Source organism: Micromonospora sp. NRRL B-16802 (genome assembly GCF_001279555.1).
Classification (GTDB): Bacteria; Actinomycetota; Actinomycetes; order Mycobacteriales; family Micromonosporaceae; genus Micromonospora; species Micromonospora profundi.
Genome location: NZ_LGEB01000097.1, coordinates 12329 through 36780, shown reverse-complemented (window position 1 = coordinate 36780; position 24452 = coordinate 12329). Strand labels below are relative to the sequence as shown.

Here is a 24452-nt window from a genome sequence, read left to right as displayed (position 1 = left end):
GCGGGGGTCGGACCGGAGGGGAACCGGTCCGGCCCTCGCGCCCTGCCAGCGACTACCGCTGTTCGCCGGTGGCGGGGCGGGCGCGGACGTGCAGCCGCTCCCCCTGCGGTCCGAACAGGACGAGCGCCTCGGCCGTGCCGGGACCGGGGTTGAGGATGCGGTGCGGGATGCGGGTGTCGAACTCGGCGACCTCACCCTCGGTCAGCGTCAGGTCGTTCTCGCCGAGCAGCAGGCGTAGCCGGCCGGAGAGCACGTAGAGCCACTCGTAGCCCTCGTGGGACTGCTGGTTCCGCTCACCGGCGGAGGCGTCCGGGGGGAAGATCAGTTTGAACGCCTGGACGCCGCCCGGCCGGCGGGTCAGCGGCAGGAAGGTGATGCCGTGCCGGACGATCGGCTTGGGGCGTACGCGGGGGTCGCCGGCGACAGGAGAGTCCACCAACTCGTCCAGGGGCACCTGGTGGGCCCTGGCCAGCGGGAGCAGCAACTCCAGGGTGGGCTTGCGGTTTCCGGACTCCAGCCGGGAGAGGGTGCTCACCGAGATGCCGGTCAGTTCGGCGAGCTGGGTCAGGGTCGTCCCGCGTTGCTGGCGCAGGGCGCGTAGCCGGGGGCCGACAGCGGCCAGCGCCACACTGTCCTCGTTTGCCATAACGGCAAGGATAGTTGCCGCCCGGGCAGGGGGAGCGGATGGTGGAGCTCAGCCGACAAGTAGGGGGACATTCCGGTGAGCGAGACATATGACGTGGTGGTGGTCGGTGGTGGCGCCGCAGGGCTCAGCGGTGCTCTGGCGCTGAGCCGGGCGCGACGGTCGGTACTGGTGATCGACGCGGGTGAGCCGCGCAACGCGCCGGCCGACCACATCCACAACTACCTGGGACGCGAGGGGACGCCGCCGGCCGAGCTGATCGCGGCCGGACGCGCCGAGGTGGCGAGCTACGGCGGGCAGTTCCGGGCCGGACGGGTGGCGGCCGTCACCCGGGACGACGACGGGTTCCTGCTCGACCTCGACGGCGAGGACACCGTCCGGGCCCGCCGGCTGCTGGTGGCCACCGGGCTTGTCGACGAACTGCCCGACGTGCCCGGTGTGGCGCAGCGGTGGGGCCGTGACGTGCTGCACTGCCCGTACTGCCACGGCTGGGAGGTCCAGGACCGACGGATCGGTGTGCTGGCCACCGGGCCGATGGCCGTCCACCAGGCCGAGATGTGGCGACAGTGGAGCTCGGAGGTGCTGCTCCTGCTGCACGACGCGCCGGCGCCGGACGAGGAGACGGCCGAACGGCTCGCCGCACGGGGCATCGCCGTGGTGCCGGTGCCGGTCGCCGCGCTGGAGGTGACCGACGACGCGCTCACCGGCGTACGCCTCGCCGACGGGCGGGTGGTGGCGCTGGACGCGGTAGTGGTCGCACCCCGGACCGTCGCCCGCGCCGACCTGCTCGTCGCGCTGGGCCTGGCTCCGGAGGAGGTGATGGTCGGCGGGCACGTGATCGGCACCCAGATCCCGGCCGACGCCACCGGGGCGACGACGGTGCCGGGCGTGTGGGTGGCCGGCAATGTGGCCGACTTCCGCGCGCAGGTGATCACCTCTGCCGCGGCGGGCCTGACGGCTGGCGCGGCTATCAATGCGGATCTGATCGCCGAGGACACCCGCGACGCGGTGACCGCGTACCGGCAGATGCTCGCCACCGTCATGGAGGAGCCTGCCTGGGAGGAGCGCTACCAGTCGAAGCCGGCGATGTGGAGCGGCCGGCCGAACCCGCAACTGGTCGCCGAGGCCGCCGACCTGCCATCCGGTCGGGCACTTGACGTCGGCTGCGGGGAGGGCGCCGACGCGCTGTGGCTGGCCGAGCGGGGCTGGCAGGTGACGGCTGTGGACATCTCGACCACGGCGCTGGCCCGGGCCGCCGAGCACGCCGAGACCGTGGGCGTCGCCGACCGCATCGAGTTCACGCACGCCGACCTGCGCGAGAAGCCGCCGGCCGAGCAGGCGTACGACCTGGTGTCGGCGCAGTTCATGCACCTGCCCCCGGAGCCCCGGCAGGAGCTGTTCGCCCGGCTGGCCGCCGCGGTGGCCCCCGGTGGCGTCCTGCTGATCGTCGGGCACCACCCGTCGGACCTGTGGACCCCGGGGCACCGCATGCACATGCCGCACATGATGTACACCGCCGAGGAGGTGGCAGCCGGGCTGGACCCGGCCGAGTGGGACGTCCTCACCGCCGAGGCCCGGCGTCGCCCCGGGCCGGAGCCGGACCTCACCTTCCACGACGCGGTCCTCGTGGCCCGCCGCCGCTGATCCATCCACCGAGGACGGGCAGGTCCGGAAACCGGGGTCGGGGCGGGCCTTCGCACCGGGCGCGTACGGCGGTAGCGTTGCGCCACACTCGCGGCCGGGCCGGCGGTGCACCGCCGGCCCGGTGCCCCTTGATCGTACGGAGGATGGTGCATGTCCATCGGCGCTGAGCCGCTCGCAGCACGCGACGACGCGGCCTCTCGGCCGACCTTCGAACTCGCCCTGCGCGGCTACGACAAACGCCAGGTCGACCGGCACCTGGAGCAGCTCGATGGTCAGATCGCGATGCTCAGCGGCGAGCACGGGCGGTCCGCCGTGCGGGTCCGGGAGCTGACCGCCGAGGTGCAGCGGCTGCGTGCCGAACTGGCCGAACTGCACGAGCAGCCGGTGCAGGTGGACCGCGCCTCGTTCCAGGATCTGGGCCCGATGGTCGGTGAGATACTGACCCTCGCCGAGAAGCAGGCCGCTCTCATCACCGAATCCGCCACCGACCGGGCGAACGAGCTGCGCGCCGAGGCGGAGCGGATCCTCACCGACACCCGCGAACGGGCCGCGCAGGCACGCCAGGACCTGTCCGAGGAGGTGGCCGCGCGGCGCGCCGAGCAGGAGCAGGCGTACGAGGAGCGGCGCAGCGTCGCCGAGGCGGAGCTGACCACGATCCGGGAACGCGCGGAGCAACTGCGTGCTGACGGTGAGGCCGCGTACGAGCGCGCGCAGCACGAGGCGAAGCGCATCACCGAACAGAGCGCGCAGCAACTCAACCAGACGCGCGTGGCCGCCGACGCCCTGATGAAGTCGGCGCGTACCCAGATCCAGCAGGAGGTCCAGTCCGCTCGGGCCAAGAACCAGCAGGAGATGGCCCAGTGGCAGGCGGGGGTGGAGCGTGAGGTCGCCGAGCGGCGCAGCGCCGCCGAGCAGGAGATCGCCGAGCTGAAGGCCGCCGCCCAGGAGGAACTGGCCGAGCAGCGCAGCTCGACCGAGCAGCAGATCGCGTCGCTGCTGGCCGAGGCGCAGCAGCATGTGACCGAGCTGCGTAACCGCGCCGACGAGCAGGCCGCCAGCCACCGGGAGCAGCTCGCGGCGCTTCAGCAGGAAATCGAGGAACGCCAGCGGGAGTCGACCCAGCTGCACACCGAGCTGGAGACCGCCGAGCAGCAACTCGCCGAGATCCGTGTCGAGGGCGAGACCCTGGAGAACGAGCTGTCCCGCATGCAGCAGCGGCTCGTCGAGGTGCGCCGGGACCTCACCGCCGAGGCGGCCCGGCTGGACGAGGCCCGCCGGGCCGGCGACTCCGCCGAGCGGCACGCCAAGGACGTCCGCGCCCGGGTGCAGCGGGAGGCGAAGCGGGTGGCCGACCTGGCCGCCGCCGCCGTGATGGCCGCCGCTGCCGGCGGTACGGAGACCGCTGAGTACCCAATGGTCGGCGCCCGTCCGCACGCTGACCGGCCGGTTGCCGGTCATCCGCTTGTCGAGCGGTTGATTCCCGACCGTCCCTCGGCGGACCGGCCGGTGAGCGACCACGGCGATGACGCCCGCGCCGACGGCGACCAGTCACACACCGACGAGGCCGGCGGCGACCAGACGCGAACCGACCAGCCCGGCGACGACCAGGCGCCACCCGACCAGCCCGAGGACGAACGGGCGGACCTGGCACCGTCCACCGAGCGTTCGGTCGTCTCCGGGGAACACGGCGGTGACGACCCGTTCCCGCGCCGGCTCGACGCTGACCCGACTCCGGTGCCGTTCCTACCGTTCGGGCAGCCGGTCAGCGAGAACGGCGCCGGCCGGCACTGACCTCGATGACGGCCCGGCCCGGCCCGCGCGGCGATCGCACGCGGAGTCGGGCCGGCAGTCGCTGTCCCTACCTAGGCAGGCTGTTGACGGCGGTCCCGGCTTACTGGCTGTGCTCCCGACTACCGGTGGCGCCGCTCGCGGCTCGGTGGGTCATCGCTGTCGACGGCATGGAGGAGGTGCCCGTTCTGCCCGAGTGGCGGGTTCATTTGCTATCGACCTACGACACGTCGACCAATACGGTCCTGGCTCAGGTCAAGGTGCGGTTGGATGGTCCTGCAGGCGTGGCGATCCTCGCGGACGCGCCGCCCACGTCCGGGCCGTAGCGGCTGCCGGCGGGCACCGGTACGTGTTGGTCAAGGCCAGCCAGCCGACGTTGTTCGCCCAGGTCAAACAACCGCCGTCGGCGCCGGTGCCGGTCGGGGACCTCGGCTGCGCCCTGATGGGTCTTCGGAGCGGGCCACTCCAACGGCCGGCGTCACCCGTGCCGGAGGGTGAGCCTTTTGGTGGCAGCCTGGGCGAGCCGGTCGAGTCGGTCGAACAGACCATCGGGGCCCTCGCCCTTGGCCTTGGTGATTGGCTGACTGACCTCGGTCGATCTGTCTGCCTGATGGTCGTTCGGCGGCACGACCGCCCGGTCGGCCTCCTCGATCAGTGCGCGCGCCTTCTCTTCGATCTGCCGCTTTTTCTCCTTCGACTCCCGGGCCTCGGCCTTCAGAGTTGACACGGTGAGCAGCCAGGCGTTGCCGAGTCGATTCGGGTCGTCGAAGATGCTCGTTTCCAACGGGGGTGAGGGATCGACGTAGTTGCTGGACGGCACGACCCAGAGTGCGTCCTCCACCACGTACCGCTGCTCAGGCTGCGCCGGCTGCGGCTCGTGCTCGTCCGATGGTGCCAATGCTCCTCCAATTCTCTTCGTCATCTCCACGCGAACTCCCCCGCGCCAAGGTCTTCCCGCTTGAGCAGGTCGTTGTAGTGAACGAGCTTCAGCGTGAAGCGGTAGGAGACGTAGGTCAGGTTCAGGGCTGAGATCACGCAGAGCACAACCCACCGCCAGTCGGTGATTCCAACGAACGTGAGGTGTTCGAGGGTGCTCCCCTGCGGGGCTGGCAAAGCCGGCGGCGGAGAGCCTAGGTAAAGAATGACCGCGACCACCGAGACTGCACCGCTGACGATAAGGGACAGGCGTGCGAGCATTGAGCCTCCGACGAGGGCGTTGTTGTCCGACGCCATCCCGAACCAACCCGCGGCAACCGCGGGCAGCGCGAGCATCAGAGCCGGCAGACCGCCCACCTGAGCTCCCTGCGGGCTGGTGATCAGGTTCCCGGCAACCGCGATGAGCAGCGTCGTCGCCACTGCGGTGACCACTGCGCGGCCTCTGGCACCAGGCGGCACCTCCTTGAACCGGGCGATCAACTGAAGGTCCCGCATCTTCGGTGACTCCTGGGCATAACCACGCATATATACATGGACAAAGCTTTGCCCGCGCCTCCGACGCACCCGGAAGTGGTGGTCCACCTCGGCGGTCGGACCAGTTTCGTGCGCGCAGAGGCCCTTCTTGTCGTGCTCATCCTGCTGGCCGTGTGGACGCCTACCGCGCCACCGCCGTGTCGCTAACGTACGGCAGTGGCGGCACTGAAGGAACTGTTTGAGCACGTACTTGTTGGACGGTGCGTTGACCCTCAGGTGGTAACTGTCGGCGGTAAGCGCCAACTCCACCGGGACCGCCACCTGATCGGGCTTGAGGCCAAGGCCGAGGCGGAGCAATCCCCCCCACCCCCTCACGAGCGAGGATGGGATGAAGGTGCGCTCATACTTGAGCAGGAGGCGGCCGCTGGACAGGTCGGCTGTCGGGATGACGGCGACGATGGGGTACGACGAACTGAGCGCGGCGACGTACTTCCGGACCCGCTGCCGGCTCTCATCGTCACGGAATTTGATCTTCTCTAGGATGACGTCCATCCGTCGATCGACGATCTGGCTGTTCATCGGTCCGCGAGTGGCCACGATTTGCAGGAGTGCAAGCTCCGCTGCGCGTTCCACCTCCTCGAGCATGCGGTGCGCAGGAGTGGGCTGCTGACCGGCGGACATCTCGACCAGCAGCCGCAATCCGGCCGACGCCAGCCGGACGGATTCCTCGTACGACATCGTGGTTAACGATTCCCCTCGCGCGGACCGAAGGTGGAAGTTGTCCACCAACTCGCCCTTGAGCGGTTGCAGGACCGGTACGTACAGCATTCGGCCGCCATCGTCGGCGTCGGGCAGGGAGAAGGATATCGAGACCTGCTGCACCACGGCTCGTTCGTCGAGATCGATGGTCTCGGTCAGACGGGAACGGCGTCGGGCCGGGTCGACGACCAACTCCACAAACATCGCGATCGCCTTGCGGTCGTCCTCGGTGATCCGGCTGGCCGCCGAACTCTGCAGGCTCTGTAGCCACGCGACATCTGGCTGGACGGGCGGCTCAGGGTCAACGGTCTCATGGTTCAACCGATCACGCAGCCGCCTGAAGATCAATATTCCGACGCCGGCCGCAAGGAGGAAGAAGACAATACGCGCGACCGCTTCGAGTAGGTCTCCATGCTGGCCGACCCAGCCCCCGCGCGCCTCAAACCGGTACCGGAGCCAGCCCGTGCTGCCCGCCAGCATCACGAGAGGTAGAGCCACGATGAAGATGCCGAGGTTCATCAACGTCTTTCGGGTGCTACGTCGCTCCTGCACGGACCACGCCCTCCACCCGCCAACAGCGAAGCGTACTCAGGGAAATACACTTTGCTACAGGGCTGCGCACCTGTCGACCCCACATGGCGACGGACCGCTGGGGAAACAATTCCGCTCCACAAATCAATTCTGCACGTCAACCACCGATAGTGGAGCACCACCATCTGCGATTGCCCAACATCGATCGGCGGCTGCCGTTACGGCATCGTTATGCAAATGCTTGCCCACCTCATCCATTCGGGCTGACATACGCAGCTCATCCGCTCGGTGGCCTTAGCATGATCGGGCACGGTTGACCCTGTTAGGTGAATTGATCAAACCTAGTGTTGCACCAACGTCGCCACTGGTCGTACTTGCGCGACAGCCACTCATCGTTCAGCCGCAAAGCACAAAACCTCGCCACTCTCAACCCAGAATCGGCGAATCACGCCGATCAAGGCGCGCCCAGAAAAGGCCGGTCCTAGCCGGCGTAGAGCAGCAGCAGGCCGGCGACGGTGTAGGCGACCATCAGCGCCAGCAGCGGGAGTTGGCCCGCCACCGCGCGTGCCCGGGGAAACAGGTACAGGGCGCGGTCGTGGGCGAGCAGCGTCCCGAGCAGGTGCCCGAGGATGATGACGGTGATCTGGAGACTTGCCACTCCGGACGGTGTGACAAGCCCGGTGTGCGGCTGCCAGCCCGCGGTGCCCAGCCAGTTCGCGCCGATGTCCAGAGGGTCGGAGAGCAGCGCGACGGTGCGCTGGCCTTCAAGGATCAGCAGCGAGTAGTAGTGCGCCACCACGTAACCCACAGCGATCGGCACGATCGAGTGGGCGATCTCCCCCGGCGCCCGCCGGACGGACCCCGCACCCTCGACCGGGACCGGACCGTCAGTCGGGACCGTGTCACCGGGTTGTCCGGTCCGGCCGATGCGGGCGGCGGCGGTCACGGCGGCGAGGTACGCGACGGCGACGACACCGATGACCACGGCCAGCCCGGCGGTGCCGGTGACCGCCGGGGGCAGGCCGTTCTCCTGGGAGAAGCGCAGCCAGGCCGGGGCGTTGGAGAGACTGTCGAACATTGTCGAGCCGAGCAGCACGATAACCACGGCGACCAGCCCGGGGCGGGGCCGAAGCCCGGCGATGCCGTCCAGCGGATTGCGCCACACCAGCACGCCGTCGGCGGCCCGGCCGATCGGGGCGAGCCGGCCGACCAGCGCGCTGTAGACCTCGAACGGGTCGGCCCGGTCGAACCAACCCGCGCCGAACAGTGCCGCTCCGGCGAGCATGAGCACGGCGTACCCGGCGAGCCACGCGCCGATGACCGGCAGTGTGGCCCGGTCCGGGGCGACCAGTTCCAGCCAGACGAAGCCGAGCAGGGTGCCGGCGGCGGGCCACAGGCCCAGGCCGGGCGGCAGTTGGCGGATGCCACGCTCGGGGTCCCGCCGCACGGCAAGCGCGACGAGCAGGTGGACCGTACGCAACGGGTTGACCGCACGCCATACCGGGCCGAACAGCAACGAGACGGGCACCAGCCCGACCCAGAGCAGCACGTAGAGCGCACCGGCCGTCGGGTTGTCGGCGGTGTCCGGCCCGGCGAGCAGGCCCACGCAGAACCAGGCGGCGGCGAGCAGCCCCAGCCCGCGCAGCACCGCCCGGAACGCGGGGGCGTCGACGAGGCGGGCCAGCCACCCCGGCACCGGCCGGCCGCCGATCGCGTCCCGGCCCAGGCGGGGCTCGCGCCAGAGCACGCCCAGCGCGACGAACGTGACGACAAGGGTCAGGGCCGCGGCGACGACGAGCTGTCCCAGCGTGATGGGCAGGTCCTGACGGCCGCCGACGCCGTGCGCCAGCAGCGACGGAGCGCCGCTCATCCCGCTCAGCGCACGACGAGCTGGAACAGCACCAGCTCGCTGTCGTGCGTCTCCACCTCGAACAGGCCTGTCTTGTCGGCGCGGAACTCCACCGAGCCTGCAACGCCGGCCGGCAGTCGGGCACCCAGGTCGTACCCGTGCACGTGCAGTTCGTCATCGACGTCCGAGGTGACGGTGATCCGGATCGACTCGCCCTTGCCCACCGTGACCCGGCCGGTCGGCGGGTTGACCCGCCGCTTGGCGATGGTCACGGTGATCTCCCGGTCGACAGCTGGTGTGCTGGGGCTGGCGCTGGGAGTGGGGCTGTTCGTCACCGTCGGGGTGGTGGTCGGTGCGGCGGCGGACGTCGGTGCCGCCGACGGTGCGGCCACGGACGGGTCGTCGTCCTGCCCGCAACCCGTGACGAGCAGCGTGGTGAGCAGGCCGGTGGCGAGGAGGGCGGGAAGGCGGGAACCGGGGGCGCGAACGAACACGGGCGGACTCCGAACGACGCGGGGGACGGGGTGGAGATGATCGTCGGGGAGGTGAACTCTACGTCTTGTTCGGCACCGGGGAAATGACATGATGAACGAATGCGATCGAGGCCTGCCACTTTCTGTCACGTCCTGGGCCGTGCCACGGCGGCGCTGGTCGCGATGCTTGTGGTGACGCTGCTGTGGCCCACCTCCGCGGCGTCCGCCCACGGTCAGTTGGCCACCTCCACCCCGTTGACCGGCACCGTGGTCCGGGAGCCGCTCGCCCAGCTCGGCTTGTACTTCACCGAAAAGCCCGCCGACAACGCGCACTTCACCGTCACCGGCCCGAACGGCACCCGAGTGGACAACGGCTGGTCGAACGGCGAGCCGAAGCGCCTGGACAAGCCCGTCCAGGAGTACTTCATGGTCAACGGTGTCTTCGAACCACGGCTCTACCACACGGGTTTCCCGGCCATGGTGGCTGTCGCGCACTGGCCGGCGAAGGGTAGGTACACCGCCAGTTACCTCTCGGTCGCCTCGGACGGCGAGGCGGTGCGGGGCGCAGTGACGTTCGACTACCAGGGCCCGAGCACGGCGGCACCGGCCGGCTGGACGCCCCCCGCCGACGAACCGTCCCCCGCCCTGCTCGCACAGGTCGAAGGTCATTCGTCGGCGTCCGCCGTGCCGGCCGCGACCGCCGCCGCTGTCACCCCGGCGGCGCAGCCGGAGGCGTCCGAGCCGGACGGCGGGCTCGCGCCCTGGCTGGTGCCCGCCGCTGTCGTGGTGGCCGTCGGCGCGATCATCGTCGTGGCGGCCCGCCGCAAGCCGGCCTCACCACGACAGGGCGCAGCCCGCCCGCGCGCGGCGACGAAGCGCACGCCGTCGCGGTCCGGCAACGCGCCCCGACAGCGCCCGGGTGGGAGCCGCAAGCCGGCCCGCCGCGGCCGCCCGCAGGGCTGAACAGCCCGCCTCCCGTACCGTCGCCGAACGGACGAAGCGAGCCGCCGACCGCCGGATGACATGATGTGCCGACAACAGCTCTCGCGACGAGGAAGGTGCTGCTGTCTCATGGCGCGCTTCGAGGCCGACCGGCGGGAGACCCGCACCGTGGCCGAGCAGTCCGCTCCCCCGATCGTCGACAGCATGACGTACGAGATTGCGACCGACCTGCGGGCGTTGCGCACGTTCGTGCACGCCGAGGCGCTGGCGCGAGGGCTGTCGCCGCAGCGGGTGGAACTGCTGACGCTCGCGGTGAGCGAGTTGGCCACGAACACGTTGCAGCACACCACCGGCGGGGGCCGGGTGCGGCTCTGGGCGGAGGAGGGCCACCTGGTCTGCGACGTTGTCGACCAGGGGCCGGTGCGGGTGTTCGGTCGGGGCATGCCCGCCGCCGACGCGGTACGCGGCCGAGGGCTTGCCATCGTCGAGCAGGTCTGCGACGAGGTGGCCGTGCTCAGCGACCCCGAGGGCACCGTGGTGCGGATCCGGCTGGGCATCTGAGCCGGCCGCGGGCGGCACGGGTACCGACCGGGGGTGCGGGTTCGGCGGCGATCCGTCCGCGTACGGGCCGCGCAGGCTGCCACAATGCGGTCAGCCCGGACGGCGGCGCCGGGGGACGCAGACCCGGAGGGATGGCAGCATGCCGGACAGCGAACGCGAGGCGGAACTGCTCGACGCCGAGCGCACACTGCAGGCCGCGCAGCGGGCCGGCGACGTCGCCGCCCTCGATCAACTGCTCGTCGACCAGCTGATCGCTGTCGGTCCCGACGGTCGCCAGTACACCAAGTCGGAGGACCTGGCCACGCACCGGGACCGCACCTCGGTCATCGAGGAGCTGGTCGAGGAGAGGCTGGATCTGCTGGTCGTCGGGGCGACCGGTGTGACGTTCTTCCTCGGCCGGGTGGCAGGGGTGATCGACGGTGAGCCGTTCGCGGCGCGTCTGCGCTACACCAGGACATGGGTCCACGACGACCCGCACGGGTGGCGCGTCCTCGCCGCCCACATCAGCATCGTCTGACCCGGCTGGTGGACGTGAGGGCTAGGACGCGAGCGCCCGTTCGACGGTGGCGACGGTCGGCCCGACGCGCAGCACGCCGTCGTTGAGAGGTGTGCAGCGGACGCCACCGGTGGTGCGCAGCGCCTTCCACGCCCCGGGGCCGACAGTGACGTCCATCCACGCGCACGGGCGGGCGGCGCCGTTGACCCGCAGGCTGACCGGGCCGTCGCCGGAGTCGAGGACGAGCACCTTTCCGATCATCTCGTCCACAGCGAGCCCCGTGGTGAGGATGTTGCGCCGCACCTGTGCCAGGCCGATGCCGGCGGGCAGGGACTCCTGGGCGATGATCGTCACGCTGGCGTCGCGGTGCGCCGGCTTTCCGAAGTAGCGGTCGCCCACGATGCCGAGGCCGGCCTGGATCTGGACGACGTCGACCAGTTCGCCGCGTGGCGCCGGGGCCGGGCCATCGGCGGGCCGGCCCACAAAGCGGTGCACCGGTGAGGCCAGCAACTCCACGATCCGCGACATGGCCCGCATTCTACGAACCAGACCTCGCGTCCCGGGTCGGCTCGGTGTTCCCCGTCATCTCAGACCGCCAGTGCGGCCCGGACCTCCCGTTCCGCCGAAGCGCCGCCGTCGCCGCGCGAGGTGACCCGGCCGGACTCCAGCACGTGGTAGCGGCTCGCCACCCGCAACGCGAAACCCAGGTGCTGCTCGACGAGGAGCACGCTGAAACCGGGTTGCCGGGTCAACTCGACGATCCGTTCCTGGATCTCCGCGACGACGGACGGCTGGATGCCCTCGGTCGGCTCGTCGAGCATCAACAGCCGCGGCCGGGTGATCAGCGCGCGGGCGATTGCCAGTTGCTGGCGTTGACCGCCGGAGAGCAGCCCGGCCCGTCGACGCAGGAGTGGACGCAACGCTGGGAACAGGTCCAGCACCTCCGCCGTGGCCACCGGACCGTCGCGCCGGCCGTCGGCGACCAGGCGCAGGTTCTCCGCCGCCGTCAGGTGCGGAAAACACTGCTGGCCCTGCGGGACGTACGCCATCCCGCGCGCCACCCGCTCGTGCGGCCCGAGGCGGGTCACGTCCTCGCCGTCGAGCTCGACAGTGCCGGCGCTCGGACGCAGCAGGCCTGCTGCGACCCGCAGCAGCGTGCTCTTTCCGGCGCCGTTGTGCCCGAGCACCGCGGCCACCCCGTCCGGCGGGACGGCCAGGTCGACTCCGTGCAGCACCCGACTGCGCCCGTATCCGGCGTGCACCCCACGCAGGGTCAGCATCATGCCTCCAGACCGCTGGTGGCCGACCCGGCGTCGACCGGGTGGCCGAGGTAGACCTCCTGTACGCGCGGGTCCGCCTGGACCTGCGCCACAGTGCCCTCGCTGAGCACCCGACCGGCGTGCAGCACTGTGACGCTGCGGGCGAACCGGCGCAGGAAGTCCATGTCGTGCTCGATCACGACGACAGTGCGGTCGCGGCTCACCGTCTCCAGCAGGGCGCCGGTGGCGTCGCGTTCCTCGTGGCTCATCCCGGCGACCGGCTCGTCGAGCAGCAGCAGCCGCGCGTCCTGCACCAGCAGCATGCCGATCTCCAACCACTGCTTCTGGCCGTGCGCGAGCGTCCCGGCGAGCTGGTCGGCCCGCCCGGCCAGCCCGATCGTCTCCAGAGCGGCGGCCACCTCGTCGGGAATGCTCCGGCGGCGGCGGACCAGTGTCGCCCAGCTACGCCGGGCGCCAGCGGCGATGTCGAGGTTCTGCACCACCGTCAGCTCCTCGAAGACCGTCGAGGTCTGAAAGGTCCGTCCGATGCCCAGCCGGCTGATCTTGTGCACCGGGCGGCCGAGCAGCTCCTGGTCGCCGAACCGGACCGAGCCGGTGGCCCGGACCAAGCCGGTGACCGCGTCCACGAGGGTGGTCTTGCCGGCGCCGTTGGGCCCGATGAGGAACCGGATGTCACCGGCGGGCACCTCCAGCGACACACCGTCGACGGCCGTGAACCCGTCGAAGCTGACCCGTAGGTCACGGACGGACAACCCGTCCAACCGTTCGCCGCTCATGCTGTGCTGGCTGGGCACGCGCTCACGGCCCTCCCTGCGCTCGGTGCGTTCGCTCATGCTGTGCTGGCTCGGCACGCGCTCACGGCCCTCCCTGCGCTCGGTGCGTTCGCTCATGCTGTGCTGGCTGGGCACGCGCTCACGGCCCTCCCTGCGCTCGGTGCGTTCGCTCATGCCACCGGCACCTCCGTCCGCTCCGCCCGCCGTCGACGCAGCGGCGACCACGTGCGCCGGCCTGGTTGCGCGCCGCCGTCGCGGCGGCGGGCCAGCGCCCACAGCGACGCCAGGCCGCCGGGAAGGAACGCGACGACCACCACGAACAGCAACCCCTGCAGGTACGTCCAGGTGCCGGGGAACCGCTCGGAGAGGGCGGTACGCGCCCAGGCCACAGCGACCGCGCCGAGAACCGGGCCGAGCAGGGTGGCCCGGCCACCCACAGCGACCCCGATGACGAACTCGATCGACGGGACGATGCCGATCAGCGCCGGCGAGATGATGCCCACCGCCGGCACGAACAGCGCCCCGGCCAACCCCGCCATGCCGGCGGCCACCACGTACGCGACGAGCTTGACCGACGCCGGGTCGTAGCCGAGGAAACGGACCCGTTCCTCGCCGTCGCGGACCGCCACCAGCAGCTCGCCGTAGCGGCTGTGGATGAGTTGACGGGCCAACGCGAGCAGCGCCAGCAGGACACCGGCGATGATGAAGTAGACCATCCGCTGGTTAACCGGGTCGTCAAGGTCGTAGCCGAAGAAGCCCTCGATGTCGGTGAGCCCGTTGGTGCCGCCCGTGGTGCCCTGCTGGCCGATCAGCAGGATCACCATGGCGGCGGCGAGGGCCTGGCTGAGGATCGCGAAGTACGCGCCCCGCACCCGTCGGCGGAACACCAGCGAGCCGAGCCCGAACGCGACAGCCATGGGCAGCAGCACCGTGGCCGGCAGCGCGAACCACGGGCTGGCGAAGGGCCGCCACCACACCGGCAGCTCGTCGAGCTGCCCGTACAGCTGCATGAAGTCGGGCATCCCACCGGGACCCGCGTCGGCGAGCTTGAGATGCATGGCCATCGCGTAGCCGCCGAGACCGAAGAAGACGCCCTGACCGAGGGTGAGCATCCCGCCCCGGCCCCAGGCGATCCCGATGCCGACCGCGACCATTGCCACACAGAGGTACTTGGCGAGCAGCGACAACCGGAAGTCCGACAGCACCAGCGGCGCCACGGCGAACAGCAGCGCCGCGCCGAACGCGAAGCCCGCCACCGCCCGTAGCCGCGACCGGCCGCCGGGCGGGTTCGGCGGTACGGCGCCGGCGGGTGCCGGTTGCACGGCGGTGTCCGGTCGGGCGGGTGTCACGGCGGTCATGCGAGGCTCCTGGTCCGCAAAGTGAACAGGCCCTGTGGTCGCCACTGGAGGAACGCGACGATCGCCACGAACACGATCACCTTGGCGACGCTGAGGGTGGTCAGGTACTCCCCCGTGGCCTGGAGCACGCCGAGGGCGAAGGCGACGATCACGGTGCCCTTGAGCTGACCGATCCCGCCGACCACGACGACCAGGAAGGCGTCGATGATCAGGTTGGTGCCCATCGTCGGGCCGATCGGGCCGAGCAGGGTGAGCGCCACACCGGCGAGCCCGGCCAGGCCGGAGCCGATGAAGAAGGTCGTCCGGTCGACCCGGGCGGTGGGGATGCCCGAGACGGCGGCGAGGTCGCGGTTCTGCACGACGGCGCGGATCCGACGGCCGAGCGGGGTGAGCCGCAGCGCCAGTGTGAGCGCAGCGACGGCGGCCAGGGCCAGGGCGAGGATGAAAAGGCGGTTGTTGGCGACGGTCAGGCCGCCGGGCAGCGCCACGTTGCCGGTGAGCAGCTCCGGCGCGCGGGTCTGCACGTTCGGGCTGCCGAAGACGTCACGGGCCAACTGTTGCAGCATCAGCGACACGCCCCAGGTGACCAGCAGGGTGTCCAGCGGACGGGCGTAAAGCCTGCGGATCAGCAGAATCTCCAGCAGCACACCCATGGCGCCGGCCACCACGAACGCCACCGGCAACGCGATGAGCAGCGACATCCCGGCGCCGGTGATGCTCTGTTGCAGCACGTACGTGGTGTAGGCGCCGGCCATGATGAACTCGCCGTGCGCCATGTTGATCACGTTCATCTGCCCGAACGTCAGCGCCAGACCGAGCGCGATGAGCAGCAGCACCGCGCCGATGCTGATGCCTGTGAAGAGTTGACCGAAGAGGACTGTCACGGTGCGTACTCCGAACTGCTTGTCGGGTGGCCTGGGCGGGCCGCGCGGCAACACGGCCCGCCCGGGCCGGCATCGTCAGCTCAGGCCGCTCGCCCACGGGTAGCTCTTGAGGTACGGGTCCGGCTCGATCGGCTTGCCGGAGTTCCACACCTCGGTGATCAGACCGTCGGCACCGACCTTGCCGATCCGGGCGGTCTTCGCGATGTGCTGCGTCTCCCCGTCGACGGTGACCAGACCTTCGGGCGCGTCGAAGGTGATCCCGTCGGATGCAGCACGAACCTTCTCCACGTCGAACGCGCCGGCCTTCTCGACCATCGCCTTCCACAGGTACACCCCGACGTACGCGGCCTCCATCGGGTCGCTTGTCGGCTTGTCCGCGCCGTACTTCGCCTTGTACGCGGCCACAAACTTCGCGTTCGCCGCGCCGGGCGTGGTCTGGTAGTAGTTCCAGGCGGTCAACTGGCCTTCGAGATACTGCGTGCCGATGCCCTTGACCTCCTCCTCGGCGATCGACACCGACACCACCGGCATCGCGGCTGCGGTCAGGCCTGCCGACTTGTACTCCTTGAAGAAGGCCACATTGCTGTCGCCGTTCAGGGTGTTGAAAACGGCGGCGGCACCGGAGGACTTGACCTTGTTGACGATCGTGCCGAACTCGGTCGAACCCAGCGGGGCGTAATCCTCGCCCAGCACGTTCATCCCGTTCGCCGTCGCGTACGCCTTGATGATTTTGTTTGCCGTACGCGGAAAGACGTAGTCGCTGCCGACCAGGTAGACCGATTTGACGCCCTGCGCCTTGAGGTAGTCGAGGCCGGGAACGATCTGCTGGTTCGTCGTCGCACCGGTGTAGAAGATGTACGGCGACTGCTCCAGTCCCTCGTACTGCACCGGATAGAACAGCAGCGCCTTGTTCTTCTCGAACACCGGTTTGACCGCCTTGCGGCTGGCCGACGTCCAGCAGCCGAAGACGGCGGCGACGCGATCCTCGGAGATGAGTTTCTCGGCCTTTTCAGCGAAGGTGGGCCAGTCCGATCCGCCGTCCTCGCCGACCGGCTGGATCTTCTTGCCGAGGACGCCGCCGGCGGCGTTGATCTCCTCGACGGCGAGCATGATGGAGTCGCGGACGGTGACCTCGCTGATCGCCATGGTCCCGGACAGCGAGTTGAGCAGGCCCACCTTGACGGTGTCGCCGGAGATGTCAGCGCTGACGCCGGCCGCGCCGCCCTCGTCGCTGGTCTTGCTGCCGCACGCGGTCATCGCGGCCGCGGCGACCAGGGTCATGGCACCCGCCAGGATGCGGCGGCCCCGGAATAGTGACATCAATTCTCCCCTGCGGTGCACGTGAAGTGGCGAATGGACGTTCGGCGCCATCGACCGGGCGGTCGTGGCTGCGTCGATGTCGTGCCTGACGGTGCGGTGCGGTCCGTGGAGCTGAGGCGGGCGATGTCTGGTGCGGCGGGTGGACGTCGACCGGGCATCGGCTCGGATATGGGCACCGAAAGCGTCGACCGGCATCATTGCGTCAAGGTTTCCCAGTCCTTAATTGACTGTTTCCGCGCCACCGCTCGACGGATACGCGAAAACGGACCGCCACCGCGCTGAATAGCGATGTCGGCCCGTCAAAGGAATCTGCGGATCAGTGCGACCACAATGGTCGGCGGGCGATTCCGCCGGCGGTGGGCGCACATTTGTGGGGTCCGGCCCGCAAGCCAGATCCTTCACACAGGAAGCATCTTAGGGCCGTGCCGGGTGCCGCTGTCAAGCACCGGCGCCGCGCTGGTGCGATCGTCAGGCGCCGATCGTCGCCGACCGGGTGCTGCACCGGTCAGAGCTGGGCGAGCACCGTGAAGTCGAGCCCGTCTGCCTCGGCCAGGTAGATCCGCTGCCGCACGTGCCGTTGCCGCAGCCGCAGCCGCCCACGCGGCCCGTGGTACGCCACGTCGTCGGCCGCCGTCTCTATCGCCCGCACGTCGAGGGTCCGTGCCTGTCCGATGAGGGCGGCCAGCAGCATCACACCCTCGTAACAGGACTCTCCCAGGCTGCCCAGCGGCGGCGCCTCCACCCCGAACCGACGGGCGAACTCCCCGTGGAAGTCGAGGTTCTCCTGGGTCACCAGGCCGGCGAAGAAGCCCGCCGTGCTGTATAGCCGCCGAGTCGCACCGGCACCGCTGGCCAGCAGCATGTTCTCGTCCATGAGGGTGCTCAGGCGCAGGCAGCGCTGGTCCAGACCGGACCGGGCGAACGCCCTGTTGAAACGAACCGCGTCGGCGCCGACGAGAAGCATCAGCACCGCGTCGGCGTCGCTGTGCTCGATGCGGCGCAGCACCTCGTCGAAGTCGTGCGTCTCCAGCGGCAGGAAACCCAGTCCCACCACCTGACCACCACCTCGCAGCGCGTACCGCTGGGCCGCCCGCGCGGTACGCCGGGGCCACACGTAGTCGTTGCCCACCACGAACCAGCGGCGTACGCCCTGCTCCCCTGCGAGCAACCGCATGGCCGGCCACAGTTGGGCGTCCGGCGTCTCACTGGTGAGGAAGACCCCTTCGGTACGCTCACCGCCCTCGTACAGGGCTGTGTAGACGTACGGCACCCGGTGCGCGACCCTGGGCGCCAGCGCCTGGCGCACCGACGAGATGTGCCATCCGGTCACGCCCTGCACGGCACCGACCGACACGAGCGCCTCGACCTCGGCGGCCACCTGGACGGGCGGGGCGCCGCCGTCGACCGGAACGAGCCGCACCTCCCGGCCCAGCACCCCGCCACACCTGTTGATCTCCTCGACCGCCAGTTGGGCGCAGAGTTCACAGGTCGGGCCGAACATTCCCGCCGGCCCACGCATCGGGTACACCAGCGCGATGCTGACCACGGCCGAATCGACGGTGAGCCACGGCGCTGCCGGCGCGGACATGAGCACATGATTGCCCGGCCCTGGTCGGAAGACCAGACCTCACCACTGACCGGGACGACTCGGTAGCATGGCAGGGCCACCGGACCAGGGAGATCCATGTCAGACGTGCCCGGGGCGCCAGCCGACCTGCTGCGCTCGCTCACTCGCGCCGAACGGCTGCTCTCCCGCCGGTTGGGCGCCGTCCTGGCCGAAGACGGGCTGACCATCGAGGCGTGGCGGGTGCTCTGCCTGCTCGCCGACGGTCAGGGCCACCCGATGAGCGAGGTGTCCGCCGAGGCGTTCCTGCCGCCCGGCACCCTCACCAAGCTTGTCGATCAACTCGTCGACCGTAACCTCGTCTTCCGCCGCGTAGACGTGCTGGACCGCCGGCGGATCCGCGCGTACCTGACGGCCCGGGGCCGCCGCGAGCACGAGCGCATCGACCAGCAGATCCGGGCCAACCTCGCCGAGGTGGGCCTCCGGGACGCCACCGACCTGGCCGACCTGACCGACCAGCTCGCCACCCTGGTCGACCGTCTCGACCCGGCCTCCCGCCACGACCACAACCACAACCGCGACCACAACCACGACCGCGCGACCGCAGCGGGCCTGCACCGCTGACCTCCGCCTCCGCCCGGATGCCTGTACCCACACCGGCGGATACCCGCGCTCACACGAACGCCGGACGCCTGCCCCACATCAGAGCCCGGTGTCTGCGCCACATCAGAGCCCGCCACCGCCTGCCCCTCGCGCTTTCCCAGGCCATCGCGGCACCCCAGGCAGCCGCGAGGGTGCTGCGCCGATCCCGCCACAACGAACGCGCCGGTCGATGCCGAAACCTGGTCCCGGTCGATGCCGAGAACCTGGGTCCCAGCAGCGATGCGGGCGCGGGTCCGAGCCATGGGTGGGGGCCGCCCTGGAGCAGCCCTCGGCGGGACGGTTCTAGAGCGTGATACCTGTGAGTCACCTTGATGACTCACAGGTATCACGCTTCGGACCAACCTGCCCGAGCAGAGACGACTGCACCCCTTGGTCGCGGCCGTCAGTGGTTCCCTGGTCGTTGCCGTCAGTGCCGCGGGCGCGCCGGCGTCGTGCCACGCTCAATGCCTGCCGGCACGCGGTCACAGCCGGCGGCCCTCGACGGGCACCGCGACAGGACCGCTGCCGACGGGACCGACGGCGACAAAGCCGCTGCCGACAGGTCCGCCGCGGGCCGCGCACGCCGACGCCGAGGCGCAACGAGGTGGACGCCGCCCTCCGGGAGGCCCGTGCCGCCCAGCCGCCATGCCGTCTCTGCCGCCGCCGTGGCACCAGCCCTCAGCAAGCCCACCCGGCCGCGTGCGCGCGAGCCTCAACGGTCAGGTGGGCGCGCAGGGTGTGTGCGTCCGGGGCGGTCGCGGTCCACAGTGTTGCCGGCCCGTCTGCGAGGGGCAGTCGCACGACGGCTCCGTCGGCAAGCACCTGGGGTGGTTCGGCGGGTCGCGACGGGTCGACCACCAGCAGCGAGCCGGTGGCCTGCGCTCCGCCGAGCACTGCCGGGCCGGCCCAGCCGGGCGCGTGCGGCCCGACGGCCAGCGACTGCCGCAGCAGCGGCTGGCCGTCGTGGTCGACGTGGGTATGGACGACGGCGCTGCCGGGCGCCTCACCGAAACGGCCACAGATCAACTCATCGCGCCAGCGCAGGCTTGCCCCTGCGGCCAGGTCGATGTGGGCTTCGGCGAGGTGCGCGCAACCGGCCGCCGCGACCAGTTGCTCCGGCAACCAGTGCAGCGTGGCGCCGGCGTGCACCGCCGCCCGCACGACCATCCGGGACACGGCACCGGGACGGCCGGGCAGGGCGACCGACGCGGCGACCGAGTGCACCCGTACCGCCGCCTCGGCCCCCACCTCGATGTCCAACCGGAGGTCGTCGCCGGCCAGCGGGCCGGCGGCGCCTCCCACGACGTACACCGTGGGGGTGCCGTTTCGGGCCGGGGTCTGACGCAGCAGCAGCGGCGTCTCGCCGTGCACCTCGACAAGGGTCGTGCCACCCCGCCCGTCGGCCCGGGCCACCAGCCGGGCGGACGCCCGCATCAGGTCGTGCCGGGCGACACGGCGAGTGGGTACAGAGCCGCGTGGTGGGCCAGTTCGTGCCGGATCCAGTCGGCGACCCGGCCCGCCGTTGGATCGGCCACGATGGACAGGAACAGGGTTGGCAGGTCACCGCGTCGGGCGCGGGCGTCCCGGTCCATCACCCCCAGGTCGGCACCCACCATTTGCGCAAGGTCGGTCTTGTTGATCACCAGGAGGTCGGCGGCGGTGACCCCCGGTCCGCCCTTGCGCGGCACCTTGTCCCCGCCGGCCACGTCGACCACGAAGATCTGCCGGTCGACAAGGCCCCGGCTGAAGGTGGCGGTGAGGTTGTCGCCACCGCTCTCCACAAGCACGAGGTCCAGCGGGCCGACGGTCTCGGCCAGTTCGTCCACGGCGTCGAGGTTGGCGCCGATGTCGTCGCGGATGGCCGTGTGGGGGCAGCAACCGGTCTCCACGGCGCGGATGCGCTCCGGATCGAGCACGCCGGCCCGCTTGAGAAAGTCGGCGTCCTCGGTCGTGTAGATGTCGTTTGTCACCACGCCGAGTCGCAACTCTCCGGCGAAGGCTCGGCAGAGCGCCGCCACCAGGGCGGTCTTGCCGGAGCCGACCGGCCCACCGATGCCGACGCGCAGCGCCCGGCCGGCCCGCGCCAGCGGCGGGTGCGGGTCCACCCCCGGTTCCGGGTGGGTATGCGGAACGGACTCGTCGTGCGGCACAGCGGTCGGCTCGGCGGCGGACGCGGGTACAGCGGTGTCAGGACGCAAAGAGACGCACCTCCCAGGTGGCATGGACTTCGGCTGAGATGTCGGCGAGTGGAGCGGCCGCGGCCGGCAGCCGCTCCGGTGGGTCGTCGGCGACCCGCGCCGCGTCGGCGGCGATGCCGTCGCAGGCGTCGGCGAGGCCGACCAGCAGGGCCTGGACCTGGTACGGGTCGAGGCCGAGCAGGCGTACGCCAGCGCTCGCCGCACCGGTCACCGTGCCGTACGCGGCGACGGTCGCGGTTTCGGTGCGGCTGAGGCCGGCGGCGGCGCAGAGCAGCCCCAGGACGAGCGGCTGGTGCGCTCCGCCGGGGGTGGTGGGCAGGTCGGCGAACGCGGCGTCCGGCCAGATCGCCCGCCCGGCGCGCAGCAGCGCCCGGCCCTGCCGGCGGGACACGGCGCGCAGCGCCGGGGAGGCGGTCCGCGCGTCCAGCTCGGCGTCGAGCCGCGCCAGGGCGGCCCCGGCGTGCTCATTCGCCCCGGTGCCGTCTGGCGCTGCCGCCCGGTGCGCCGCCGCCGCGAACGCCGCACCGACCAGTCCGGCGGTGGCCAGCCGGCCGATCAGGAACGCCTCCAACGAGGCCAGGTCGTCGACCCGGCCCGCCGCGACGGCCGCCTCCAGGCCGCCGGAGTGCGCGTGCGCGCCGGCCGGAAAGCGCCCGTCGGCAAGCAGCAGGAGCAGGCTGGACGTCGCCATCAGAACAGGAAGTACCGCTGGGCCATCGGCAGTTGGGGCACCGGGTCCGGTTCCACCACCTGACCGTCGATCCGGACCGTGAACGTGTCCGGCTCCACCTCGATCCGGGGCATCGCGTTGTTCTCCGGCAGGTCGGCCTTGCCCCGGGACCGTACGTCGGCGACGGGCACCACCCTCCGCCGCACATCGAGGCGGAGCCCGGCGTCGAGCGCGGCCGGGGCCACGAAGGTGAGGCTGGTGGCCGCCGCGGCAGCCCCGTACGCCCCGAACATCGGGCGCGGAAGCATGGGCTGCGGGGTGGGGATCGACGCGTTGGCGTCACCCATCTGTGCGTACGCGATCATGCCTCCTTTGATCACCAGGTGTGGGCGTACCCCGAAGAAGGCCGGGTCCCAGAGCACCAGGTCGGCGAGCTTGCCCGGCTCGACGGAGCCGATCTCCCGTTCCAGCCCGTTGGCCATGGCCGCGCAGATCGTGTATTTCGCGACGTACCGCCGGGCGCGGTGATTGTCGGCCGCGCCGTCGCCGGGCAGGGCGCCCACCCGTTCCTTCATCACGTGCGCGCTCTGCCAGGTCCGCAGGATCACCTCGCCGACCCGGCCCATTGCCTGGGCGTCAGAGCCGATGATCGAGATCGCCCCGAGGTCGTGCAGCAGGTCCTCGGCGGCCATCGTGGACGGTCGGATCCGGCTCTCGGCGAAAGCCAGGTCCTCCGGCACCGACGGATTGAGGTGGTGGCAGACCATCAGCATGTCCAGGTGCTCGGCGAGGGTGTTACGGGTGTACGGCCGGGTCGGGTTCGTCGAGGACGGCAGCACGTTCGGCTCGCCGGCCACGGTGATGATGTCCGGCGCGTGCCCGCCTCCGGCACCTTCGGTGTGGTACGAGTGGATGGCCCGCCCGCCGATGGCACGCAGGGTGTCGGCCACGAAACCGGCCTCGTTGAGGGTGTCGGTGTGGATCGACACCTGGACACCGGAGGCGTCGGCCACCCGTAGGCAGGCGTCGATCGCTGCCGGAGTGGTGCCCCAGTCCTCGTGCAGCTTGAAACCGCCCGCGCCGGCCCGCAACTGTTCCCAGAGCGCCTCGGTGGAGACGGTGTTGCCCTTGCCGAGCAGCAGAATGTTCACCGGCAGCGTGTCCAGCGCCTCGTGCATCCGGGCCAGGTGCCACGCGTTCGGGGTGACGGTGGTGGCCCGGGTTCCCTCGGCGGGGCCCGTACCACCGCCGACGAGCGTGGTGATGCCGCTGGCCAGCGCCTCGGTGACGATCTGCGGGCAGATGAAGTGCACGTGGGTGTCGACGGCGCCGGCGGTGAGGATCCGCCCGTTGCCGGCGATCACCTCGGTGGCCGGACCGATGACCAGGTCGGGATGGACGCCGGGCATGGTGTCCGGGTTGCCCGCACGGCCGAGGGCGACGATCCGGCCGTCGCGCAGCCCGACGTCGGCCTTGACGACTCCCCAGTGGTCGAGCACCACGGCGCCGGTGATGACGGTGTCGAGGGCGCCCTCGGCGCGGGTGGTCCGGGACTGTCCCATCGACTCGCGGATCACCTTGCCTCCGCCGAAGACCACCTCGTCGCCGCCGACACAGTGGTCGGTCTCCACCTCGATGAGCAGGTTCGTGTCGGCGAGACGGATGCGGTCGCCGGTGGTGGGGCCGTACAGGTCGATGTAGCGGTCCCGCCGCACGGCGCTCACCGCGCCGGCCCGTCGGCCGTCGGTGCGGCCTGGTCCAGCGGCCCGGCGCACTCCCCGCGCAGGCCCGGCACGATGCGCAGGCCGCCGAGGGGCACCAGGTCCACGCTGCGGCTGACGCCCGGCTCGAACCGTACCGACGTGCCTGCCGGTACGGCGAGCCGCTGCCCCCAGGCGGCGTCCCGGTCGAATGTCAGCGCCGGGTTGGTCTCGGCGAAGTGGTAGTGCGAGCCCACCTGCACCGGGCGGTCGGCGGTGTTGACCACGAGCAGCGTGGTCACCGGACGGCCGGCGTTGATCTCGACCGGGCCATCGGCCGGCAGGATCTCCCCGGGGATCACGGGATCGGGTGGTGCACTGTCACGAGCTTGGTGCCGTCCGGGAACGTCGCCTCCACCTGCACCTCCCTCAGCAGCTCGGGGATGCCGTCCTGGACGTCGTCGCGGGTGAGCACGGTCCGGCCGGCCGACATGAGGTCGACCACCGACCGGCCGTCGCGGGCGCCTTCGAGCAGGAACGCGGTGATGAGCGCGACGGCCTCGGGGTAGTTGAGTCGCAGGCCGCGCTCTCGGCGGCGGTGGGCGACATCGGCCGCGACGTGGACGAGCAGGCGGTCCTGCTCGTGCGGGCTGAGGAACACGGGATCTCCCGGTGGGATCGGCGTGCCCGGCTCGCCGGCTCCGCAGGGAGCCGCACCGGGACAGCAACATCCCGGGGTACGAGCTGGAGTCACACGACCGCCTGGCCCGCTGCCGACGGGGTGACCCGGGACTCCACCATCCCGGCCCGCGCGACGAGCACCCGGCGGCTTCCGGTCGGATGCGGACCGCACCGCCCACCGCTTGATCAGACCGTAGAGGACCGCCACGGGCCGGGGCAACAGTCCGTTCGGGATCACAGCCGTGCCCGCGACGGTGGGTACGGGTGCTCAGGGTGTCCGGAGACG

Annotated in this window: 24 protein-coding genes; 6 read left to right on the top strand and 18 right to left on the bottom strand. The window is 71.0% G+C overall.

All coding sequences use genetic code 11. The features are described from left to right. Positions 1-52: 52 nt before the first annotated feature. Entirely contained in the window at positions 53-646 is a 594-nt protein-coding gene (locus tag ADK66_RS25650; RefSeq protein WP_053659663.1) for a helix-turn-helix transcriptional regulator, read from the bottom strand. Positions 647-721: 75 nt separating this feature from the next. On the opposite strand from ADK66_RS25650, the gene ADK66_RS25645 reads away from it, so the two are divergent. Both ADK66_RS25645 and ADK66_RS25640 read left to right on the top strand, forming a co-directional pair. After that, positions 722-2287 carry a bifunctional NAD(P)/FAD-dependent oxidoreductase/class I SAM-dependent methyltransferase gene (locus tag ADK66_RS25645; RefSeq protein WP_053659661.1) on the top strand — a complete coding sequence of 522 codons (1566 nt, stop codon included), beginning with the start codon at positions 722-724 and terminating at the stop codon, positions 2285-2287. Positions 2288-2437: 150 nt separating this feature from the next. Next, positions 2438-4078, top strand: a complete 1641-nt coding sequence (locus tag ADK66_RS25640; protein ID WP_053659659.1) for a hypothetical protein — start codon at positions 2438-2440, stop codon at positions 4076-4078. A 475-nt stretch (positions 4079-4553) separates the two neighbouring features. Here ADK66_RS25640 and ADK66_RS25630 read toward each other — a convergent pair whose 3' ends face one another. The 4 genes from ADK66_RS25630 to ADK66_RS31650 form a co-directional block, all read right to left on the bottom strand. Further along, entirely contained in the window at positions 4554-5003 is a 450-nt protein-coding gene (locus tag ADK66_RS25630; RefSeq protein ID WP_157552919.1) for a hypothetical protein, read from the bottom strand. Beyond that, on the bottom strand, positions 4994-6763 hold the full coding sequence (locus ADK66_RS25625; protein ID WP_053659653.1) for a hypothetical protein: 1770 nt from the start codon (positions 6761-6763) through the stop codon (positions 4994-4996). Before ADK66_RS25625 ends, ADK66_RS25630 begins: the two co-directional genes overlap by 10 nt. Positions 6764-7256: 493 nt before the next feature. Continuing rightward, on the bottom strand, positions 7257-8645 hold the full coding sequence (locus ADK66_RS25620) for a hypothetical protein (RefSeq protein WP_053659651.1): 1389 nt from the start codon (positions 8643-8645) through the stop codon (positions 7257-7259). 5 nt (positions 8646-8650) lie between these two features. Beyond that, entirely contained in the window at positions 8651-9118 is a 468-nt protein-coding gene (locus ADK66_RS31650; protein WP_053659650.1) for a hypothetical protein, read from the bottom strand. A 99-nt stretch (positions 9119-9217) separates the two neighbouring features. Here ADK66_RS31650 and ADK66_RS25610 point away from each other — a divergent pair, with 99 nt between their 5' ends. From ADK66_RS25610 to ADK66_RS25600, 3 genes are all read left to right on the top strand, one after another. After that, entirely contained in the window at positions 9218-10060 is an 843-nt protein-coding gene (locus tag ADK66_RS25610) for a copper resistance protein CopC (RefSeq protein WP_082377664.1), read from the top strand. A 108-nt stretch (positions 10061-10168) separates the two neighbouring features. Continuing rightward, positions 10169-10600, top strand: a complete 432-nt coding sequence (locus ADK66_RS25605; RefSeq protein WP_082377663.1) for an ATP-binding protein — start codon at positions 10169-10171, stop codon at positions 10598-10600. A 139-nt stretch (positions 10601-10739) separates the two neighbouring features. Continuing rightward, positions 10740-11117 (top strand): nuclear transport factor 2 family protein, encoded by a 378-nt coding sequence (locus ADK66_RS25600; RefSeq protein ID WP_053659646.1) that lies wholly within the window; start codon positions 10740-10742, stop codon positions 11115-11117. A 21-nt stretch (positions 11118-11138) separates the two neighbouring features. On the opposite strand, the gene ADK66_RS25595 is transcribed toward ADK66_RS25600, so the two are convergent. From ADK66_RS25595 to ADK66_RS25565, 7 genes are all read right to left on the bottom strand, one after another. Next, positions 11139-11624: a molybdenum cofactor biosysynthesis protein gene (locus ADK66_RS25595; protein ID WP_053660040.1), complete on the bottom strand. Its 486-nt coding sequence runs from the start codon at positions 11622-11624 to the stop codon at positions 11139-11141. A gap of 59 nt (positions 11625-11683) precedes the next feature. Next, positions 11684-12376 (bottom strand): urea ABC transporter ATP-binding subunit UrtE, encoded by a 693-nt coding sequence (gene urtE, locus ADK66_RS25590; protein ID WP_053659644.1) that lies wholly within the window; start codon positions 12374-12376, stop codon positions 11684-11686. After that, positions 12376-13323, bottom strand: a complete 948-nt coding sequence (gene urtD, locus ADK66_RS25585; RefSeq protein WP_231640191.1) for an urea ABC transporter ATP-binding protein UrtD — start codon at positions 13321-13323, stop codon at positions 12376-12378. The genes urtE and urtD overlap by 1 nt, the downstream gene beginning before the upstream one ends. Next, the gene (gene urtC, locus ADK66_RS25580) at positions 13320-14507 is read right to left on the bottom strand and encodes an urea ABC transporter permease subunit UrtC (RefSeq protein ID WP_053659642.1); all 1188 of its coding nucleotides are present in this window, start codon (positions 14505-14507) and stop codon (positions 13320-13322) included. The genes urtD and urtC overlap by 4 nt, the downstream gene beginning before the upstream one ends. After that, positions 14504-15391, bottom strand: coding sequence for an urea ABC transporter permease subunit UrtB (urtB, locus tag ADK66_RS25575; RefSeq protein WP_053660036.1), 888 nt, complete (start codon positions 15389-15391; stop codon positions 14504-14506). The genes urtC and urtB overlap by 4 nt, the downstream gene beginning before the upstream one ends. A gap of 75 nt (positions 15392-15466) precedes the next feature. Beyond that, complete coding sequence (urtA, locus tag ADK66_RS25570) at positions 15467-16711, bottom strand: urea ABC transporter substrate-binding protein (protein ID WP_082377684.1); 1245 nt, start codon at positions 16709-16711, stop codon at positions 15467-15469. Positions 16712-17216: 505 nt separating this feature from the next. Then, a complete protein-coding gene (locus tag ADK66_RS25565) occupies positions 17217-18299 on the bottom strand; it encodes a substrate-binding domain-containing protein (RefSeq protein ID WP_053660032.1) in 1083 nt (360 codons plus the stop codon). Between the two features lie 96 nt (positions 18300-18395). Between ADK66_RS25565 and ADK66_RS25560 the strand changes: the two genes are divergently transcribed. Then, complete coding sequence (locus tag ADK66_RS25560; RefSeq protein ID WP_082377662.1) at positions 18396-18899, top strand: MarR family winged helix-turn-helix transcriptional regulator; 504 nt, start codon at positions 18396-18398, stop codon at positions 18897-18899. Positions 18900-19595: 696 nt separating this feature from the next. On the opposite strand, the gene ADK66_RS25555 is transcribed toward ADK66_RS25560, so the two are convergent. The 6 genes from ADK66_RS25555 to ADK66_RS25530 are packed head-to-tail and all read right to left on the bottom strand — an operon-like array spanning position 19596 to position 24146. Continuing rightward, positions 19596-20351: an urease accessory protein UreD gene (locus tag ADK66_RS25555; RefSeq protein WP_053659640.1), complete on the bottom strand. Its 756-nt coding sequence runs from the start codon at positions 20349-20351 to the stop codon at positions 19596-19598. Continuing rightward, the gene (gene ureG, locus ADK66_RS25550; RefSeq protein ID WP_082377661.1) at positions 20351-21115 is read right to left on the bottom strand and encodes an urease accessory protein UreG; all 765 of its coding nucleotides are present in this window, start codon (positions 21113-21115) and stop codon (positions 20351-20353) included. The genes ADK66_RS25555 and ureG overlap by 1 nt, the downstream gene beginning before the upstream one ends. Beyond that, complete coding sequence (locus ADK66_RS25545; RefSeq protein WP_053659637.1) at positions 21105-21806, bottom strand: urease accessory protein UreF; 702 nt, start codon at positions 21804-21806, stop codon at positions 21105-21107. Before ADK66_RS25545 ends, ureG begins: the two co-directional genes overlap by 11 nt. Next, complete coding sequence (locus ADK66_RS25540; protein WP_053660030.1) at positions 21806-23509, bottom strand: urease subunit alpha; 1704 nt, start codon at positions 23507-23509, stop codon at positions 21806-21808. Before ADK66_RS25540 ends, ADK66_RS25545 begins: the two co-directional genes overlap by 1 nt. After that, positions 23506-23847: an urease subunit beta gene (locus ADK66_RS25535; protein WP_053659635.1), complete on the bottom strand. Its 342-nt coding sequence runs from the start codon at positions 23845-23847 to the stop codon at positions 23506-23508. Before ADK66_RS25535 ends, ADK66_RS25540 begins: the two co-directional genes overlap by 4 nt. Continuing rightward, positions 23844-24146: an urease subunit gamma gene (locus tag ADK66_RS25530; protein ID WP_053659633.1), complete on the bottom strand. Its 303-nt coding sequence runs from the start codon at positions 24144-24146 to the stop codon at positions 23844-23846. Before ADK66_RS25530 ends, ADK66_RS25535 begins: the two co-directional genes overlap by 4 nt. Between the last annotated feature and the right edge of the window lie 306 nt (positions 24147-24452).

What these genes read in the sequence shown, in the direction of transcription:
- ADK66_RS25650 (WP_053659663.1), bottom strand. Translation starts at nt 646, where the DNA reads ATGGCAAACGAGGACAGTGTGGCGCTGGCCGCTGTCGGCCCCCGGCTA.
- ADK66_RS25640 (WP_053659659.1), top strand. Translation starts at nt 2,438, where the DNA reads ATGTCCATCGGCGCTGAGCCGCTCGCAGCACGCGACGACGCGGCCTCT.
- ADK66_RS25625 (WP_053659653.1), bottom strand. Translation starts at nt 6,763, where the DNA reads ATGAACCTCGGCATCTTCATCGTGGCTCTACCTCTCGTGATGCTGGCG.
- ADK66_RS25620 (WP_053659651.1), bottom strand. Translation starts at nt 8,645, where the DNA reads ATGAGCGGCGCTCCGTCGCTGCTGGCGCACGGCGTCGGCGGCCGTCAG.
- ADK66_RS25610 (WP_082377664.1), top strand. Translation starts at nt 9,218, where the DNA reads ATGCGATCGAGGCCTGCCACTTTCTGTCACGTCCTGGGCCGTGCCACG.
- ADK66_RS25605 (WP_082377663.1), top strand. Translation starts at nt 10,169, where the DNA reads ATGGCGCGCTTCGAGGCCGACCGGCGGGAGACCCGCACCGTGGCCGAG.
- ADK66_RS25600 (WP_053659646.1), top strand. Translation starts at nt 10,740, where the DNA reads ATGCCGGACAGCGAACGCGAGGCGGAACTGCTCGACGCCGAGCGCACA.
- ADK66_RS25595 (WP_053660040.1), bottom strand. Translation starts at nt 11,624, where the DNA reads ATGTCGCGGATCGTGGAGTTGCTGGCCTCACCGGTGCACCGCTTTGTG.
- urtE (WP_053659644.1), bottom strand. Translation starts at nt 12,376, where the DNA reads ATGCTGACCCTGCGTGGGGTGCACGCCGGATACGGGCGCAGTCGGGTG.
- urtD (WP_231640191.1), bottom strand. Translation starts at nt 13,323, where the DNA reads ATGAGCGAACGCACCGAGCGCAGGGAGGGCCGTGAGCGCGTGCCCAGC.
- urtC (WP_053659642.1), bottom strand. Translation starts at nt 14,507, where the DNA reads ATGACCGCCGTGACACCCGCCCGACCGGACACCGCCGTGCAACCGGCA.
- urtA (WP_082377684.1), bottom strand. Translation starts at nt 16,711, where the DNA reads ATGTCACTATTCCGGGGCCGCCGCATCCTGGCGGGTGCCATGACCCTG.
- ADK66_RS25565 (WP_053660032.1), bottom strand. Translation starts at nt 18,299, where the DNA reads ATGTCCGCGCCGGCAGCGCCGTGGCTCACCGTCGATTCGGCCGTGGTC.
- ADK66_RS25560 (WP_082377662.1), top strand. Translation starts at nt 18,396, where the DNA reads ATGTCAGACGTGCCCGGGGCGCCAGCCGACCTGCTGCGCTCGCTCACT.
- ADK66_RS25555 (WP_053659640.1), bottom strand. Translation starts at nt 20,351, where the DNA reads ATGCGGGCGTCCGCCCGGCTGGTGGCCCGGGCCGACGGGCGGGGTGGC.
- ADK66_RS25545 (WP_053659637.1), bottom strand. Translation starts at nt 21,806, where the DNA reads ATGGCGACGTCCAGCCTGCTCCTGCTGCTTGCCGACGGGCGCTTTCCG.